Here is a 16,948-nt window from a genome sequence, read left to right as displayed (position 1 = left end):
GCCGCCGCCACCGCCGCCACCACTGCCGTAGTTGGTGCCGTTGGTCCGGAACTCGCCCTCACCGCCCTGCCCGGCACTGCCGAAGGCCAGGGAGTCGTTGTTGGTCCACGTCGCTCCGGCGTTCGGGCCCTTGCTCGTGTGCGTCGGCCCTCCGAGCCCTCCGACGCCGTCCTGGCCGTCGGTTCCGCGGACGCTGTCCACCCCGCCACCGGCGCGGCCGCCCGATCCGCCCACCCCGTTCAGCCCGCCGCCGCCACCCTGGGCGGTCCGGACCGTGCCCGTCGTGCTGCGCCCGGACTGGCCGCCGGCCCCCGCACTGATGATCTGGCCCGAGACCGCGGTGCCGCCGTTGCCGCCCATGCCTCCGTCTCCGTCGGCATTCGCCTCGCCGCCACCGCCTCCTCCGCCGGCATCCAGGAGCAGGTTCGCGGTGGTGCAGCTGCCGTAACCGGCGATGCAGGGGGTCTGCTGCGCCAGGTCCACTCCGGAGACCAGGGTCGACGCACCCCCGCGGCCGCCCGAGGACGTGGCCCCCAGCTTGCCGTCGTAGTAGTAGAGGTTCCCGCCGAAAGTGCTTTGGAAGTCGGCGATCGTGCTGACCGTCTGGGCCTTGCCGCCGTAACCGCCGTTACCGCCGCGGTAGAGGCCGCCGCCGTTGCTCCCGTACCTTCCGGCTCCACCGAATGCCGTGACGACCATCGGCGTCGACGTGGTCAGCGAGACGGTGGTCTGCGCCTGGGCGTCGGCCAACAGCTGGGACAGGGAGTACTGCGAGGCGCCGTCGGGCAGGAGGCAGGAGACGGTCCCGCTCTCGATCTCGGCGCAGGACACGGTGGTGGTGGTCGCCGATGCGCCCGGAGCAGCGAGAGCCAGAATCGAGGTCAGGCATGCGCCCACACCCAGCATTCTCGCCCGGCCACGTGGATAGGACATGAAGCTTCCCTTCGGAAAGGTGCCACTCTGCCCACTCACTAAAGCGAAACGGGTTGGCTCGCGCCGCGCCGACGCATCCGGCGGCCTCTCCCTTGCCTCTAATTGACTATTTCTATAGGCCTATTCGCCCAACTGGGGATGCCCCCCGTTTTATAGGATTTCCGCCGGTCAACGGATTGCCTTGCTGGATTTGGGTCGATCCCGTCCCGCCTGCGAAGGAGATCCGAACACGATGCCCAGATATTCGCGATGGCTCGTCGCCCTGACGGCCGCCGCCGGGACCTTGGCCGCCACTCCCGCGTTCGCTGCCGTACCGGTTGCGGCACACGCCACGGTCATCCCCACCGTCTCGGTGAGCAGCACCGATCTCACCGTCGGAGACACGGTCTCGTTCTCCGGGACCGGCTACCTGCCGGGCGAAGAAGTGTACGTCCGCCTGATTCCCGCAGCCCCGATCTCGGTCCGCCGAGGGCCCGAGCCCACCTCCAGGCTCACCCTGGACGAGGACAACACGGACAACGACCGGCGGATCGTGGTGCTCGGCATCTTCCTCGCCGGGGCCGACGGCTCCGTGTCGGGGGATGTCTGGATCCCCGACTATCCCGGAATCGACCGTGTCCGACCCGGTGACTACCACTTCCAACTCGCGGGGCACGCCTCCCAGCTGTGGCAGTCGGTCCGGGTGTCGATCGCCGCCGGCGAAGGGTCCTCGGGCCACAAACCTCCCCAGCACGAACCGCCGAACCACGAGCGTCCGGATCAAGAACCGGCGGATCAAGAACCGGCGGATCACGAGCGCCCGGATCACGAGCGCCCGGACCAAGAACCGCCGAATCACGAGCCGCCGCACAAGCCCAGCCCCAAGCCGAAGCCTGGTCACAAGCCGCAGGGCTGACGCTGGTTCTCCGCATGCACACCGCCCTGGGCGGTGTGTTCGAGCCGTGGCGCGTGCGTGCGCGCCACGGCTCGTTCCTGGGATCCGCCCCGGTACGGACCCTCACCTGGCCGGCGGTCACCGGCCGGCGCGCCGTGCTGCGCCGTGACGCGATGGCGAAGACGGCTCGTGCGTACCGGATTCCGCGGCCCTCCCCTCCCGGAACAGGCACCACCGCAGAAAGCAGGAACTCAGATGTCCCCTGAAGCTGGGACGAAGCGTGGCCGCGGCCTCGGGCCGCTGCCCCGGCGCCGGCTCTGGCTCGCCGGAGGGGCATTCAGCTCCCTGGCCCTGATCATGAGCGCCCTCGCCTACACGGTGACCGCTGCCGCGTCACCCACCGCAGCAGCCCAGACCCGTGTCGTCGCCGAGGATCCGGAGCCGAACGGCTTCTGTCCTCCATTCATGGATTGCGGGCCGGTCGGGCCTCCGTGGCTGGACGGCCCCGGCCGTCCCCCGCGCGACGAACACGACGGACGCGACGAACACGGCAAGCACGACGGACGCCCCAAGCCGGGCACGTCGGGTCCCCCTGGACCTACCGGACCCCCTGGACCTACCGGACCCCCAGGACCCAGCGGGCCTCCCGGAGCCTCCGGTTCCCCCGGACCCTCAGGACCTGCCGGACCCTCAGGACCTCCCGGATCCTCGGGGCCGCCCGGACCGTCCGGCTCCCCCGGCCCCTCGGGGCCCCCTGGAGCCTCCGGTTCCCCCGGACCCAGCGGGCCGCCCGGCCCCTCGGGTTCGACCGGACCCAGCGGGCCCCCCGGACCCTCGGGTTCCCCCGGACCGAGCGGACCCGCCGGACCCTCGGGTTCCCCCGGCCCCAGCGGACCTGCAGGGCCCACCGTCACCTCGGAGGTCATCGGAGACCCGATCACTGTGGTTCCGGGCAAGGAGGGAACCGCGTACGCCACCTGCGACGACGGAAGCGTTCTGGTGGGCGGCTCGTACCTGATGAGCCGGCCGGTGCACGTGCTGATGAGCTCCAGGGCTTCCACACCCAACACCTGGGTGGTGACCGTCCTCAACACGCACACGGAGAACGCCACCTTCAGCGCGGTGGCGGAGTGCGCTCCCTGATGCTCCCTCAGGGACCGGTTTCAGCGGCGACCGTGTCCGGCTGACACGCGATCGCCTCCGTCACTGAAAGGAACTCATGTCCACATCCCACGGCGTTGCCAAGACGCTGGGCGCAAGCCTCTGTCTGGCATCGCTCATGGCTCTGTCCGCTCCCACGGCTTCGGCCACGACCACCACCATCTCCTGCTCGGAGATCGACACCGGTGTGGTCTCCTGCGTGCTCCCCGACGGTGTCTCCCAGTACAACACCACGGCGCTGCTCGCCGCGGCCCAGCAGTCCACCCAGACCACGCTGACGACGTCCACTCCTTTGGTGCTCACAGCGTTCGGCGGAGCGGGCCGTCAGGGTGACAACGGTGGCGGCCTCTACTCCGGAGGCAGCGGCGGACAGGGTGGACGGGCGCAGACGGTGACCTCCGTCGCCGACTTCCAGGGAACGTTCGGATCGACGCTCTACTACTACGTGGGGCAGCTGGGCGGGACCTCGGCGGGAGGCCGAGGCGGCTCCTCGACCTTGGTGTCCGGCGTTGACCTGACGACCAACCAGCCCTGCATCGCCGGCTACGCCTCCTGCACCACCACCAACCTCCTGGCCGATGGCGCAGGCGGAGGCGGCGGCGGCGAGGGCAATGCCAACGGCGACGGCGGTTACGGCGGCAACGGCGGCACCGCCGTGTCGGGCCAGATCATCTCGCTCGGTTCTCAGGGCCGGGACGGCCGGGCCGCCACCGGTACCCTCACCCGCACCGGCCAGGGCGGCTTCGGCGGCGGCAACGGCGACGGGGGCTCGGGCGGCCGCGGCGGTTCGGGTGTGTCCAGTCACGCGGGCACCGACGGCCAGGACGGGATCGGCGGCCTCGGCGGGCCCACCCACACCTCCAAGGGGCCCAACGCCGGTGTGGCATGGACGAACAACTCCTCCTTGTCCTTCGGCAGCGCCGGCCAGGGCGGCGAGGGCGAGTGGCGCGTGAACGCCACCAACTACGGCGGCGGTGGCGGCGGTGGCGGCGGCTGGGGTGGTGGCGGCGGCGGTGGCGGTGGCGGCGAGGCCGTCACCGGTGGTGGCGGCGGCGGTGGCGGAAGCTGGGCTTCCAGTGACACCGAGACCGTCCAGAACGTCCCCGTCATCAGCAACCCCGACTCCGGCGGGAACGGATCCGTGATCGCCACGTTCGTCGCGTCCACCACCTGAAGCCAGGACGGAACACGTGAGGGGCGGCCCAGCGGGGCCGCCCCTCACCCCGTTCGTTCCGGCGGCGGCGCGTGCCGGTCCTCTTCCCCTTCCCCCGGCGACCGGCACGGATCGACGGGAACCCCCTCCGGGTTTGCGACAATGGCGACCGGTGAGACCGGGAGGGGTCAACGTGCAGCAGTCGGCGGGGCAGCCGGAGGAGCGACTCGCGGACGGTCGCGCCGAGCGCAGCCGCCAGTCCCGCGTGAAGATCGCGGACGCGGTGCTGTCCCTGCTCGACGAGGGCGAGTCGCACTTCCCCGCGGACCGCGTCGCCGAGCGCGCCGGCGTCTCGCGCCGCCTGGTCTTCCACCACTACGCCGACATGTCCCAGCTGGTGGAGACCGCCATCGCGCGACGGCTGGAGCAGCTGATCGAGCAGATCAGGCCCCTGCCGACGGACGGCCCACGGGCCGTACGGGTCGCGGCGCTCACGGAACAGCGCTCCCGGATCCTGGAGTGGATCACACCCGCCCAGCTGACCCTGCTGCGCATCGAGAAGCCCGGCGACCGGATCGGCTTCGCCCGGGGCCGGCTGGCCGACATCTTCCGCGAGGAGCTCGACCGGCTGCCCGCCGAGCGCAGGACCGAGGTGCTCCACGGGCTGGACGCGGTGACAACCTGGGGCGCCTGGTACCACTGGCGCAGCAGCGGCCTGAGCGTCGAGGCGGCCGCCCGGACGATGGAGACGTCCGTACACGCCCTTCTCGCCGCCACCGACGCGGCCCGCCCCGCCGACTAGCCGGCCCGCTCGACGCACCCGCGGTGCGTCGGCCCCCCGACCGACGCACCGCTTCCCGCGCAACGGCAGATGGGCTCCCCACTCGAACGCTCACCTGCCCGGGACCGTCGACGGCGCCTGCGGCCGTCGACGGTCCCTATATTTGCACTTTAAATGCAGTTATAAATCCCCAACGAATCGGGCGTCTCGCGGGTCATCGCGGCGAAAGGCTCACACGTGCCTGGCGGTCACCCCTCGCCGTGGCGCGCCCGGTGCATCCCTACGCCGAAGGGCAGTTGGCGCGTGAGGGGCGGGTCGGCGCCATGGCGGCGTCGCTCCTGAACCCCGATGCGCTTTGCGCATTCTTTGCCTTCGCGGCTCCCGGGTCGACCGGAGAGCCCCTTTGGCCGAATGGCTCGAAATCGCCGCTGGATCGCCCTGGGTCCCGGGCTACGGTGCTCACCGCTGATCGGCCGCCGAGCGTCAACGCGGCCGGCGCGCCCCCATCCGCGCGGCCACCGACTGGAGTCACCATGCCGTTTCGCGCGTCCAGAGCGAGCAAGCGTCGTCCCTGGAGTTCACCCGCCCTCGCCGTACTCCTCGCCGCCTGGATGGCATGCGGCGCACAGCAGGCATCGGCCGCCACTCCGGGAGCCGAGGACCTGAAGCTCGACCGGATCACCCTCTCCGGCAATCACAACGCGTACGAGAAGGCCACGTACGGGCGGCTGACCGATGGGCTCGACGCCGGGTCGGGGCTCCTGGAGGTCGACGTGTACACCGACCCGGTCTCCGGGTGGGTCGTCAGCCACAGCAACCCCGTCTCCAGCGACAGCAACTGCACGCGCAAGAACATCTTCGGCAAGCAGGTCAGGAACGGCGACCTCGCCGACTGCCTCACGGACATGCGGCGCTGGAGCGAGGCGCACCCCGGCCACGACCCGGTCTACGTGAAGCTGGAGATGAAGTGGGGCTTCTACGGCCGCTCGGACATGGCCCCGGAGGATCTGGACCGGCTGATCGCGAATCGGCTCGGTTCCTCCCGGGTGTTCAAGCCCGTGGATCTGACGGGTTCCGCGTACTCCGACGTGGACGCCGCCGCCCGGGCCGGGGCCTGGCCCACCCTGGCCCAGGCGCGGGGCAAGTTCCTGTTCTACGTGTGGCCGGGCACCGTCGAGGGCAAGGTCTTCGAGGACAACGTGCCGACCGACGTGGAGTACGGCCGCCACGTTCGCGACCGCGCCGCCGCGGGCAGGTTGCCGGAGGTGATGGCCTGGCCGGCCACTCGGTCGCTGAGCACCCGCGCCGCGTACGAGACCTCGATCGCGCCGTGGTTCGTCCTCTTCAACGACTCGGCGGGCACCTGGCTGAACGGTGATCCGCTCGTGTACTGCCGCAGCCACTACCTGCTGGCCGCCACCGGCGCCCAGAGCGTGGCGCCGCCCGGCAATACGGATCCCACGCCCGGCCAACGCCTCGACTATCTCGGCGAGCGCGTGCAACCCTCCGTCATGACCCACGACTGGACGGGCGGCGCCGGGGTCTTCGCCGCCCGGGCCCGCAGCTGCTGACGGCGGGCCCGACGTACGCGACGCCGGGTTCTCGCCCCCGAGGGCGGGAACCCGGCGCGCAGTGCCTCCAGGGAATGGATCCGGTGCCGGTCGGTCGGCACTTCGGTCATTCGTCGGCCGCGAGCGTGAAGCTACAGCTGGACCATGCGGTGCAGTCGTTCTCCGACTGCTCCTGCTCCTGCTCCTGCGGAAGCAGCTCCAGGGCGTTGATCTCAGTCATTTCCTCGGCCCTTCTCGTCGGTTTTCTCGGGTCATCACGACTCGATACGAAGTAGATACCCACTCAAATCGCCCAGATGCGCCGCTTGACGAAATCTTTGCACTTTGAGTGCAAGAATGCGTTCCGGGTGTCCGTCCCCGCTCGACAGGCCGGCCGGTCGGTGCGTCCATGGGAGGGTGAGCGGCGCACATCCATCCCCGGAACCCGCTACGCCGACGGCCGACGCCGTGCTCCTGCTGGACGTGGCGCGCGCGGTTCTCGACCGCGGCGGCGGACAGCGCTGGGCGTTCCAGCCGGGCGATGCGTGGTGCTTCGTACGGCCGCCCGCAACGGTCCGGCGCGCACACGGCTGGAAGCTCCACGTGTCGGCCACGCCCCTGGCCGCGCCCGTGGTGCTGGCCCGTTCGGCCGAGGTCCTGGTCCGTCACGGGGCTTCGTTCAAGTTCGCCACCGACCTCGCCCGCGTCGCACGGCTCGGGAGCATCTGGTCCGACCGCGGCAGCGGCGGCAAGTTCATCACGGTCTACCCGCGCGACGACGATCACTTCCGGATGCTGGCCTCGGAGCTCGATGCGGCGACGGCCGGCCTGCCGGGACCGAGGATCCTCTCCGACGTGCAACTCGGGCCGGGCAGCCTCGTGTACTTCCGGTACGGCGAGTTCAGCGGAGAGCGGTTCCTCACCGATGACGGCGTGTTCGAGCACCGCATGACCGGCCCTGACGGCAGCGTGGTCAAGGACGAGCGGAAGCCCGGATTCGTCCTCCCTCCCTGGGCGGTGTACCCGTTCCCGGAGGAGCCCGCCCGGACGGCCGCGGTGCCCGCGTCCGTACTGCTGGGAGGTCGGTTCAGGGTCCTGCGTGCCATCCGCCACGCGAACAAGGGGGGCGTCTACCGGGCCGTCGACGAGCGCACCGGTTCGGAGGTCGTCGTCAAGCACGCCCGCGCCCACGTGGGCGCCCGGCTCGACGGAACCGATGTACGCGACCGGCTCCGCAACGAAGCGCGGGTGCTGGAGCGGTTGGCGCCGCTGGCGGTCTCCCCGGCGGTGCTGGACCTCTTCGACGAGCAGGGCGACCTGTTCCTCGCCGAGGAGCTGGTGCCCGGAACCCCGTTGAACCTCTGGCAGGCGGAACGGGCCCGGCAGGCGAACCTCACCCGGCCCGAGGCGGTGGCGATGGCGAGAGGGCTGGTGGTCCTGCTGCGGACCCTCCATCAGGCCGGGTTCGTCGTCTGCGACTTCAAACCGCACAACGTCGTGGTCACTCCCGGGGGAGAGGTGCGCCTGATCGACACGGAGTACGTGGCCGAGCCGGGCCAGGAGCGCATTCCGGCCTACACGGTCGGGTACGCCGCGCCCGAAGCCCGGGCCGCGGGCGGGCCCGACGCATCGCGGCCGGTCCCGGTGCCCGGACCGGCCGCGGACCGGTTCAGCCTCGGCGTGACGTTGTTCTGCCTGGTCACGGACCTCGACCCGCGGTGGGCGGCCGGCCGGCCCGATGTCGTGCGCCCCCGGGAGGATCCGGCACGGCTGTTCTCCCTGATCGCGCCCTCCCACCCGCTGCTGGAACCGTTCGGCGAACTGATCACCGGGCTGGTGCGGGGCGACCCCGAGGACCGCTGGACGCTCGGGCAGGCCGAGGAGTACCTCCTCGGCCTGAGCGGCGCGCCCGGCGCACCAAAAACGTCCGGCACGCCCGGCGCGTCCGGCGCACCCGGAACGTCCGGCACGTCCGGCAAGGCGAAGGCGGGCCCCGCCCCCACGGCCGCCGCGCCCCTGTACCGGGCGGCCGCCGTCGAGCGCCTGCTCGCCGACGGTCTCCTGCACCTGCGGCGCAGTATGACGCCGTACCGGGACACGCTGTGGCCTCGCCCCGAACGGCGCGTCCCGCAGACCGATCCGTGCAACACCTGGAACGGCGCCGGCGGCGTCCTGGCCACGCTCACCCGGGCGGCGCGGGCCGACGGCGGCGACTCCCTGCACGACACCGTGGCCGCGGCGGCGGCCTGGATCGACGAGCGCCTCTTCACGGTGCCCCGGCTCCTGCCGGGGCTGTGCTTCGGCCGCAGCGGCACGGCATGGGCCCTTTACGACGCCGCCCGCTTCCTCGGCGACACGAAGACCGCCGACCGGGCCGTCGAACTCGCGGGGCGGCTGCCGGTGCGGTGGCACAGCCCGGACTTCACCCACGGACTCGCGGGTGCCGGTACCGCACATCTGCACCTGTGGCACCTCACGGGCGACGAAGCCCTGCTCGACGCCGCGTTGGCCTGCGGGGACGCCGTACTGGCCGCCGCCGACCGCGGTGACGGGCAGTGGATTTGGCCGACCTCGCGGGCGACCGACTCCGAGCTCGCCGGTACGCGCAGCTACGGGTTCGCACACGGCACGGCGGGCGTCGGGACCTTCCTCCTGTCCGCCGCGCACGCGGCGCAGACCCGCGGACTGCCCGAGCCGGCATCGCGGTTCCGGGAAGCGGCCCTGGGCGCGGGCGCCACACTCGTCGAAACGGCCCATGCGGAGCGGGGCTGCGCGACCTGGCCGGCCCGGGCGGGGGGCGAGCCGCAGCTGCGACCGGCCACCCAGTGGTGCAACGGCCCCGCCGGGATCGGGACCTTCCTCATCCGGCTGTGGGCCGCCACCGGCGAGGAGCGCTTCGCCGAGCTGGCCGAGCAGGCCGCCGCGACCGCCATGAGCGACCCCTGGCGCGCGGGGCCGGGCGCCTGTTGCGGGAACGCCGGTACCGGCCACCTCCTCCTGGATCTCGCCGAGTTCCGCGGCGCGCGCCGCCATCGCGCCCGCGCGGAGGAGATCGCCGGGATCATCGACGCGCAGCACTCCGTTCAGGACGGGCTCCGACTGACGGCCGACCGGGCCGGAGGCTGTGAGTACGCCAACGGGGCGGCCGGAATCCTCGACTTCCTCCTGCGTCTGCGGTACGGCGGCCCGCGCCCGTGGACCGTGCCGACTCCGCTGCGCGGGTAGGGCTGCGAGCGGCCGCCTCCGCTCCGACGGTTCTCCTGACAGCCCGCTCCCCGGGCGCCTATAGTGACCACTCAATTGCACTGTGAGTGCAATTTGTACGTCAATGCTGCCCCTGATCAGGAGTGGAGACGTGATGGACGACGCCCGAGGCCCGAAGAGCAGAGCCGGATCGGACCGGCGGGAACCGGAACCCGCTCCCGCCCGCATCCCCCGCCCGCGGGGTGCCGCGGACCCCGCGGGACTCACCCGCCGGAGCCTCCTGCACGGTGGGGTGCTGGCCGCGGCCGTGGCCGGCCTGGAGCTGGTGGGAAGATCCTCCACCGTCCCGATGCGGACGGTCTCGGCCTCGTCGCCGAGCGATCCGGCCCGCCTCCCGGCCCTGCCCGACATCCAGTTCGACATCGCCGACCGCACGGCCCCCGTCACCACCGAGGACGGGGTCGAGGTGCAGTTCGGCCCGGTGCACACGCTGTTCGTCACGGCTCGTCTGCTGCGGGCCCCCACGCGCATGGACCAGGCCAAGCTGAGCGGAGCCCTGGCCGCGATCGAACGTGCCTACCCCTTCAGCCCCGCGGGTGTCTTCACGTTCGTCTCGTACGGACTGCCGTACTTCAGCCGGTTACCCGGCGGCCTGCACGGGCCGCTGGTCTCCGCGCACATGCCCCGCCTGAAGGCCGAGACGGGCCGCTACGTCCTGGAAGAGGCGGTGCCCGGCCCCACGGACGTCGGTTCCGCCAACCCCGGGATCGTCAAGCGCCGGTTCAACGTGCCGGTGTCCATCGAGGACAACGACCTCCTGCTCACTCTGCGCAGCGACCGTGCCGAGCACATCCAGGACGTGTTGCGCTGGCTCGGGGGGAGCCAGATCCTTGCCGGCCACCCCCAGCCCTCGCCGCACCTGGCCGATCTCATGACGTTCACGTCGAGCCGGGCGATGTTCACCCAGATCGGACTGCCCCGGAAGCTGGCGGACGCCGAGTCGCTCGTATACGCCTTCATGGTCAATCCGAGGTCGCCGATGTGGATGGGTTTCGCCGACCAGCAGGTCGCCGGGAGCGCTCCGGCCGCGGACGTCACCTTTCGGGCGAGCGGCCTCACGACATCGAACCCGGGGGACTACTTCGATCACGGCGCCGTCCAGCACCTCTCGCACGTCATTCTGGACCTCAAGCAGTTCTACGACGTGGACGACGCCGGGGTGCCGGGTGACGACGCCGCGTTCTCGGAACGCGTCCAGTACATGTTCCGGTCCACGCCGCCTCCTTCGGCGGGCAACGCCGACCAGATCACGGACGGCGGAGGGCCCGCGTTCCTGCCGAACACCTTCCGGGGCACGGACGACGCGGAGTCGAGCGCCCAGGGCCACGGCACCCCGAAAGGGGAACGCCGCATCGGACACCTCTCCTGCCTCCAGAGGTCCTCGCGCAAGGCCGATGGCAGCCCGCTGCACCTGCGCATGGACGGGCCGGGGTACGACTCCATGGACGTGCCCGACGGATCCGCCCAGCCCAAGCTGGAGTTCACGGCTTTCGTCCCGACCGCCGAGTTCTTCGCCCGGATGCGTACCGACCAGGCCTCGCTCGACCTGGCGTCCGAGCACGGCGTACCCGAGGACGAGAACGGCCTGGAGCGGTTCCTGACCGCCACCCGGCGCCAGAACTTCCTCACCCCGCCACGCCGGCACCGGGCTTTCCCCCTCGTCGAGCTGATCTGACGGGAAGGCCCTTGGCGGGCCGCCCTCCCGGCCGGCTCGCGACGGCCTAACGGCGGCGGGCGAGGCCGAAGAAGTCCTCGATCACCCCGGCCGAATCGAGGCTGCGGCGGTCCTGCCCCAGAAGGCTGCCGAGCGTCCTGCCCGGAGTCGGGACGGCGTGGCCACCGCCGTGGACCGTGTACAGCACGACCGGCGGGTGCGGATGCTGCCGGTACTCGGTGTACTCGACGGGGGTGTGGCGGGACCCCGTCGGGTACGCACCTCGGCCATGGGCTGCCCGGCCGGTCGTCGCCCCGACGTTCATGCCGTTGCGGCGGGCGTAGTACTCCGCCGTGTCCCGTGCCGACAGGCACCTCCCGCCGGAGTGCCGTCCGCCCAGGCTCACGCGTCCGCCTCCGTACGGTACGACCCGGTCGGCGGTCCCATGAATGATCAAGGTCGGCAGGGGGTGGAGCCGTGACACGTGCGGGGCGAAGTTCTCTGCCGCCGGCTGTGCCGCGGAGATCACCGCGGCACCGGCAAGGAGTTCGGGGATCTCGTGCAAGAGCCGGAAGACCAGGTATCCGCCGTTGGAGAAGCCCACCGCGTGGACGCGTGAGGCGTCGGCGGCGTGGCGCCGCACCAGGTGATCGACGGCGGCGGTGGTGAAGGCGATGTCGTCCACTCCCGTCGTGCGGGCCGCGAAACTCGTGTCCACGCGGGCGTCGTTCCAGTGCCATCGGTGGGTGTTGAGGTAGGCGACGATCGCCCCCGATGTGTCCGCCACGCCGTCGAGTGCCCTGCGGGTGGCCAGCCGGAATGTCGTCGCGTTCTGGTAGGCGCCGTGGAAGACGAGCACCACCGGCGCGTTCGCCCTGATGGGATCGGGTCGGACCACGGTGAAGGTGCGTCTGAGGCCGCCGATGTCCACGGTCTCCCGGCAGACCGCCGCACCGTACGGCGCCCTCACTGCCCTCGCTGCCCTCATGTGCCCTCTCCTGCCCTCGGCCGCGACCTCGGCAGACAACTTGCACTTGGAGTGTCATAACTTCGCGTGCGGCACGTCAAGGCCTTCGCCCCCTCCGTAGGGTGACCCGCCCGGGTGACACGGCCGCTTCGCGCGACCGCCGGGCGGAATGCCTGGTAGAGCTGATGCGTGACGGCGGATTCGGGGACAGAACTGCGGACCCTGCGGTCGACCGAGTGGGACACCTGGTTCGACACCCTGGAGCGGGCCTTCGGCGGGGCGCCGAAGGCCCCTGGGATCCGCGCGCTCTGGCGGACGCTGACCGAGCCCGAGCGCGCGCTCGGGGCATGGGCCGGCGACGACTGCGTCGGCACGGCAGGAGCCTTCTCCTTCGGGCTCTCGGTTCCGGGTGGGGCTCTGGTCGCGGCGGCCGGTGTCACGATGGTGAGCGTCGCGGCCACCCACCGCAGGCGGGGCCTGCTCACCGCGATGATGCGGAGCCAGCTGGACGAAGTGCACCGGCGGGGTGAACCGCTGGCCGCACTGATCGCCTCGGAGCCGGACATCTACGGCCGCTTCGGCTACGGCATGGCGGCCTATCAGCTTTCCGCCATGATCGACACGCACCGGGTCGGGCTCTCCGTACCGGACGGTACGGATACGGTTCGGATCCGGTACGCCGACCCGGTGGCGTCACTCGACGCCTGCGAGGCGGTGTACGCCCGGCAGGTGCCGCAGCGGCCCGGGATGCTGGTACGCCGGCCCGGCTGGGAGAGGCTGGCCGTCGTGGAGGCGGACGGCTCCGGACGTGCAGGCGGTGTCCCCCTGCAATGCGTCCTCGCCGAGCGCGACGGGGTGACCGTCGGCTACGCCCGCTTCCGCAACCGACCGGAATGGGACGCGGCGGGCCCCCGGGGCACCGTCGTGCTGTGCGATCTGGAGGCGCTGGACCCGGCTGCCCACGCGGCCCTGTGGAGGTTCCTCTTCGACGTCGACCTGACGTCGTGGCTCTCGCTGCCCAACCGTCCGGCGGACGATGCCTGGCAGCATCTCGTCTCCGACATCCGCCGGTGCCAGCTGCGGCTGCGCGACGCGCTCTTCGTCCGCGTGGTGGACGTGCCCGCCTCGCTGCGGGCCCGGACCTACCGCACGCCGGTCGCGACCGTCCTGCAGATCGAGGACTCCATGTGCCCCTGGAACGACGGGCGCTGGCGGCTCACCGGTGACGCCGACGGTGCGGAGTGTGCACGCACCGGCGCGGCCCCCGAGGTGGTGCTGTCCGCACGGGATCTGGGCTGTGCCTACTTGGGCGGTATCTCGCTCACCGCCCTCGCCTCGGCTGGGCGGGTCCACGAACTGAAGCCCGGAGCCCTGACGCAGGCTTCCGCGGCCTTCGCGAGCGACCTTGCCCCGTGGACGGCGCACGCCTTCTAGGGGGTGTCGCGGCGAGGCGCGGTGCCCGCCGCCCCGAGCCCGGCCTGATCGGCGAGACACCCCTAGGGGGAGGAGCCGCGGGCCCGTCGGACCTGCTGGGGCTGCGGCGAGGGCGCGGTGGCGATGACGGTGGTGCCGAGCCATTCGGCGCCGAGGAGGAGTTCGGCCGAGCGCAGTGCCCTGTGGGCGTTGCGCCGACCCATCAGGATGCACAAGGTGTACGTGGCGTCGTCGAGCTCATCGCGTACGGCCGGTTCCTCGGGCGCGGCCAGGGCCCGGCGGCGCAGGCCGCGATGACGTTTCAGCAGCTCGCCGATGGTCCGCGGGTCGGGGAGCAGCCGCGTGTACGGCGGGGTCACGGGCTCGGCGGCGGACCGGGCCTCGTCCATCGCGTCCGCCAGAGCCCTGCCCAGAGGGGGCGCGGGCTCGCCGCCGCGACCCAGTACGAGTACGGCCCTGGCCGTCTCGTGCAGTCCGGCGCCGGCGGCCCGCGCCGTGTCTCCCAGGATCTGCCGCGCGGTCTCGGCGCCGCACGGCACCACCGCCATCAGGACGGTGACGGCCTGCTCTGCGATGGCGTGCCGGGGTGGCGTCTCGCTCATCCGTCTGATTCCTCGTTCCTCCGGCTGCTGTTCCGGGCAGGGCGCGGCTGACGCTCGGCCGGCCGCACCGGACGGTTTGGATCCGCCGGAAGGCCGCTGCGGCCCGGCCGTCGGCGCCGAGCCCCCGCCCCCGCCGGCCCGGACGGGGTGCGCCGTAGGCTGGCGGCAGGCAGCCCTGCCGATCCCTCCGGAAGGACGTACGCGATGAGTGTGAAGGCCCGCAAACTGTTCGAGGCGCTCGATCTCAACCACGACGGCACCCTGACCCGGCTGGAAGTGATCACCGCCCTGCGGACGAAGGGCCCGACCCTGGCCGCCAACGGCGACCTGCCGTTCTGGGGCCTGGGGGATGCCGACGCCTCGTCCGCGCTCTTCGACGCCGCCGACAAGAACGGCGACAACGTGCTGACGTTCGAGGAGTTCGCCCGGGAGGTCGACCGCCGCTTCGGCTGGTAGCCGCTCCGCCGCCGATCGGCGTATCGGCGTATCGGCGCATCGACGACGGAGGCTAGGCCGTCCGGCTGTCGGCGTCCGGGCCGGAGGCTTCGGCCGCGGCGAGCGTCGCGGCCCGGCGGCCCAGTACGACGGTGGCCGCGGCCGCGCTGAGCGCGAAGGCCGTCGCCACCGTGGCCGGCCGGTCCAGCCGGTGCCGGGTGGCATGGTCGAGCGAGAAACGGCCGGGCCCGGCCAGGCCGATGCAGGCCGCGACGAAGCCGAGGAAGGCCGGGTACTCGAAGCCGCCGCCCTGGGCGTAGAACCCGGCGGGCGCGTGCACGGCGACGGCCCCCGCCATGGCGCCGGCCGCTGCGGCTCCGGCCGCGGGAGTCGCCAGCCCCAGCGCGAGCAGCACCCCGCCGCCCGCTTCGCCGAGCCCGGCCGCGATCGCGCTCTCCCGGCCCGGGGTGAACCCCATGTGCTCCATGCCGCGGGCCGTGCCCTCGATGCCGGCCCCGCCGAACCACCCGAAGAGCTTTTGCGACCCGTGCGCGAGCAGCACCCCGCCCGCGCCCAGGCGCAGGGCGAGCAGTCCGAGATCCTTGCGATGCGTGAGCGGCATGAGGACGGGCCCTTCCGGAGGGGTTGCGTGTCACCTGGCCTCAAGCTTCACGCGGGCGCCCGCCGCGCGCACGCGCTGTAACGCGCCCGGGTGCCGGATCAGCCGTCGTCCATGGCGGCATCGCAGGAAGGGCACACGAGGCCCTGCTCCTCCGGCGGGTACCACGGCGAGCCGGGCTCCCCGGACGGGGTCCGCGCCGCCGCTCGCATCGCGAACGTGTCCCTGCCGCACAGCGTGCGCGGGCCCGGGTCGGTGGTGGTACCCGGGGCCGCGGGGGCGGCATGCACCCGGCGTACGGCGGCCCCGGCACCCGGGGCCGGCCCGCCCGCCGCGTGGCTCGGCGCCAGCGTCTCGAGTTCGTGCACCACGATGATCCCGCTCATACCCCGACGGTAGGCGCTCCTCCGGCAGCCCGCTCCTTCACGCCGGTGCGGCCGTGTGTGGGCCGGTTGGCCCCGCCCGGAGCGGGGCCAACCGAGCGTAAGACATACAAAATGCTATGCATTTGATTGCTTTCAAGGCATTCGCGCCGTACGTTCCCCACGGATTCGAGCCTGGTTCCCTGGACAGCCGGAACGGCTGTGCACACTCCGACCGGAGGTCTGTATGCCTTGCCGCACGTCACTCACTCTGCTGGCCGCAGCCGCGTTGCTCTCCCTCGGCGCCCCGGCAACGGTCGCCCACGCGGCCGACGCCACCTGCTTCGGGCAGCCGGCGACCATCACCGGGTCCGGCACGATCAACGGGACGGAGGGCAACGACGTCATCATCGGGTCGGCGGCGGCGGACACCATCGACGGTCTCGGCGGAGACGACCTGATCTGCGGTCTGGGTGGGAACGACACGATCGCGGGCGGCCTCGGCAACGACCAGCTGGACGGCGGCGAAGGCGCGGATCTCATGCGTGGCGACCTGCTCTCGACGAGGGCTGCCGTGGACGGCGGGGGCAACGACGTCCTCTTCGGCGGGCCGGGTGACGACCGCATGGGCGGCGACAGCATGGCCTTCGGCTCCAGCGCGTCGGGCGGGGGCGACGACGTCCTGTTCGGCGAGGCGGGGAACGACGCCATGATCGGCGACAGCCGGGGCGGCATCAACGCGACCGGCGGCGGCAGGGACGTCCTGGACGGCGGGGCCGGAGACGACAGCATCACCGGCGATTCCTCCGCCGAGGGCACCGCGACCGGCAATGGCGAGGACGTACTCCTGGGCGGACCCGGCGTGGACACCATCATCGGTGACAGCAACTCGGGCCACGCCGCGCACGGCAAGGGCGAGGGCCTGACCGGCAAGCCCGCGCACCTGACCGGCAAGCCCGCGCGCCCGGCCGGCCAGGGCCGCCCGACCCCGGCGGCGAAGCCCGCGCAGGGCGTACCGGTCGCGCCCGTCGCCCCGGACGCGACGGCGGGCGGCAAGGACGTCATCGACGGGGGCGAGGACGCGAAGGACAGCTGCGACGGCTCGGGCGGAGCCGACATCGCGGTGCGCTGCGAGACCATGTCGAACGTGCCGTAACCC

14 protein-coding genes and 1 pseudogene are annotated in these 16,948 nt (G+C 72.2%); 10 read left to right on the top strand and 5 right to left on the bottom strand.

Translation table 11 applies throughout. The features are described from left to right. A pseudogene (locus tag ADK52_RS38135) lies at positions 1 to 897 on the bottom strand (hypothetical protein); the annotation flags it as partial. Positions 898 to 1,165: 268 nt separating this feature from the next. Between ADK52_RS38135 and ADK52_RS38130 the strand changes: the two are divergent. From ADK52_RS38130 to ADK52_RS38095, 7 genes are all read left to right on the top strand, one after another. Then, entirely contained in the window at positions 1,166 to 1,828 is a 663-nt protein-coding gene (locus tag ADK52_RS38130) for a hypothetical protein (protein WP_053694419.1), read from the top strand. Between the two features lie 921 nt (positions 1,829 to 2,749). Next, positions 2,750 to 2,950 (top strand): hypothetical protein, encoded by a 201-nt coding sequence (locus ADK52_RS44300; protein WP_053694418.1) that lies wholly within the window; start codon positions 2,750 to 2,752, stop codon positions 2,948 to 2,950. Positions 2,951 to 3,026: 76 nt separating this feature from the next. Then, on the top strand, positions 3,027 to 4,142 hold the full coding sequence (locus tag ADK52_RS43230) for a hypothetical protein (protein ID WP_199828613.1): 1,116 nt from the start codon (positions 3,027 to 3,029) through the stop codon (positions 4,140 to 4,142). A 151-nt stretch (positions 4,143 to 4,293) separates the two neighbouring features. Next, positions 4,294 to 4,923, top strand: a complete 630-nt coding sequence (locus ADK52_RS38110; RefSeq protein ID WP_078988915.1) for a TetR/AcrR family transcriptional regulator — start codon at positions 4,294 to 4,296, stop codon at positions 4,921 to 4,923. A gap of 512 nt (positions 4,924 to 5,435) precedes the next feature. After that, positions 5,436 to 6,473 carry a Ca2+-dependent phosphoinositide-specific phospholipase C gene (locus tag ADK52_RS38105; RefSeq protein WP_063784046.1) on the top strand — a complete coding sequence of 346 codons (1,038 nt, stop codon included), beginning with the start codon at positions 5,436 to 5,438 and terminating at the stop codon, positions 6,471 to 6,473. Positions 6,474 to 6,920: 447 nt separating this feature from the next. Next, positions 6,921 to 9,677 (top strand): class IV lanthionine synthetase LanL, encoded by a 2,757-nt coding sequence (gene lanL, locus ADK52_RS38100; RefSeq protein ID WP_053694413.1) that lies wholly within the window; start codon positions 6,921 to 6,923, stop codon positions 9,675 to 9,677. A 133-nt stretch (positions 9,678 to 9,810) separates the two neighbouring features. After that, the gene (locus ADK52_RS38095; protein ID WP_199828612.1) at positions 9,811 to 11,391 is read left to right on the top strand and encodes a DUF7405 family protein; all 1,581 of its coding nucleotides are present in this window, start codon (positions 9,811 to 9,813) and stop codon (positions 11,389 to 11,391) included. 46 nt (positions 11,392 to 11,437) lie between these two features. Here ADK52_RS38095 and ADK52_RS38090 read toward each other — a convergent pair whose 3' ends face one another. After that, positions 11,438 to 12,358, bottom strand: a complete 921-nt coding sequence (locus ADK52_RS38090; RefSeq protein WP_063784045.1) for an alpha/beta hydrolase family esterase — start codon at positions 12,356 to 12,358, stop codon at positions 11,438 to 11,440. A gap of 168 nt (positions 12,359 to 12,526) precedes the next feature. Here ADK52_RS38090 and ADK52_RS38085 point away from each other — a divergent pair, with 168 nt between their 5' ends. Next, positions 12,527 to 13,771, top strand: a complete 1,245-nt coding sequence (locus ADK52_RS38085) for a GNAT family N-acetyltransferase (protein ID WP_053694411.1) — start codon at positions 12,527 to 12,529, stop codon at positions 13,769 to 13,771. Between the two features lie 62 nt (positions 13,772 to 13,833). On the opposite strand, the gene ADK52_RS44295 is transcribed toward ADK52_RS38085, so the two are convergent. Then, positions 13,834 to 14,373, bottom strand: a complete 540-nt coding sequence (locus ADK52_RS44295; RefSeq protein WP_053694410.1) for a DUF5133 domain-containing protein — start codon at positions 14,371 to 14,373, stop codon at positions 13,834 to 13,836. A gap of 204 nt (positions 14,374 to 14,577) precedes the next feature. Here ADK52_RS44295 and ADK52_RS38075 point away from each other — a divergent pair, with 204 nt between their 5' ends. After that, positions 14,578 to 14,829: an EF-hand domain-containing protein gene (locus ADK52_RS38075; RefSeq protein WP_053694409.1), complete on the top strand. Its 252-nt coding sequence runs from the start codon at positions 14,578 to 14,580 to the stop codon at positions 14,827 to 14,829. Positions 14,830 to 14,881: 52 nt separating this feature from the next. Here ADK52_RS38075 and ADK52_RS38070 read toward each other — a convergent pair whose 3' ends face one another. After that, on the bottom strand, positions 14,882 to 15,430 hold the full coding sequence (locus ADK52_RS38070) for a DoxX family protein (protein ID WP_053694408.1): 549 nt from the start codon (positions 15,428 to 15,430) through the stop codon (positions 14,882 to 14,884). A 98-nt stretch (positions 15,431 to 15,528) separates the two neighbouring features. Beyond that, positions 15,529 to 15,813, bottom strand: a complete 285-nt coding sequence (locus tag ADK52_RS38065; protein WP_053694407.1) for a hypothetical protein — start codon at positions 15,811 to 15,813, stop codon at positions 15,529 to 15,531. Between the two features lie 223 nt (positions 15,814 to 16,036). Here ADK52_RS38065 and ADK52_RS38060 point away from each other — a divergent pair, with 223 nt between their 5' ends. Continuing rightward, positions 16,037 to 16,945 carry a calcium-binding protein gene (locus tag ADK52_RS38060; protein WP_053694406.1) on the top strand — a complete coding sequence of 303 codons (909 nt, stop codon included), beginning with the start codon at positions 16,037 to 16,039 and terminating at the stop codon, positions 16,943 to 16,945. Positions 16,946 to 16,948: the final 3 nt, after the last annotated feature.

Source organism: Streptomyces sp. WM6372, assembly GCF_001279655.1.
GTDB lineage: Bacteria > Actinomycetota > Actinomycetes > Streptomycetales > Streptomycetaceae > Streptomyces.
Note: the sequence above shows the minus strand (reverse complement) of the source record. Positions and strands in the feature narration are given on the sequence as shown.

Excerpts from the sequence above, each read along its gene's own strand:
- ADK52_RS38130 (WP_053694419.1), top strand. The coding sequence starts at position 1,166 with ATGCCCAGATATTCGCGATGGCTCGTCGCCCTGACGGCCGCCGCCGGG.
- ADK52_RS43230 (WP_199828613.1), top strand. The coding sequence starts at position 3,027 with ATGTCCACATCCCACGGCGTTGCCAAGACGCTGGGCGCAAGCCTCTGT.
- ADK52_RS38105 (WP_063784046.1), top strand. The coding sequence starts at position 5,436 with ATGCCGTTTCGCGCGTCCAGAGCGAGCAAGCGTCGTCCCTGGAGTTCA.
- ADK52_RS38095 (WP_199828612.1), top strand. The coding sequence starts at position 9,811 with ATGGACGACGCCCGAGGCCCGAAGAGCAGAGCCGGATCGGACCGGCGG.
- ADK52_RS38090 (WP_063784045.1), bottom strand. The coding sequence starts at position 12,358 with ATGAGGGCAGCGAGGGCAGTGAGGGCGCCGTACGGTGCGGCGGTCTGC.
- ADK52_RS44295 (WP_053694410.1), bottom strand. The coding sequence starts at position 14,373 with ATGAGCGAGACGCCACCCCGGCACGCCATCGCAGAGCAGGCCGTCACC.
- ADK52_RS38075 (WP_053694409.1), top strand. The coding sequence starts at position 14,578 with ATGAGTGTGAAGGCCCGCAAACTGTTCGAGGCGCTCGATCTCAACCAC.
- ADK52_RS38070 (WP_053694408.1), bottom strand. The coding sequence starts at position 15,430 with ATGCCGCTCACGCATCGCAAGGATCTCGGACTGCTCGCCCTGCGCCTG.
- ADK52_RS38065 (WP_053694407.1), bottom strand. The coding sequence starts at position 15,813 with ATGAGCGGGATCATCGTGGTGCACGAACTCGAGACGCTGGCGCCGAGC.
- ADK52_RS38060 (WP_053694406.1), top strand. The coding sequence starts at position 16,037 with ATGCCTTGCCGCACGTCACTCACTCTGCTGGCCGCAGCCGCGTTGCTC.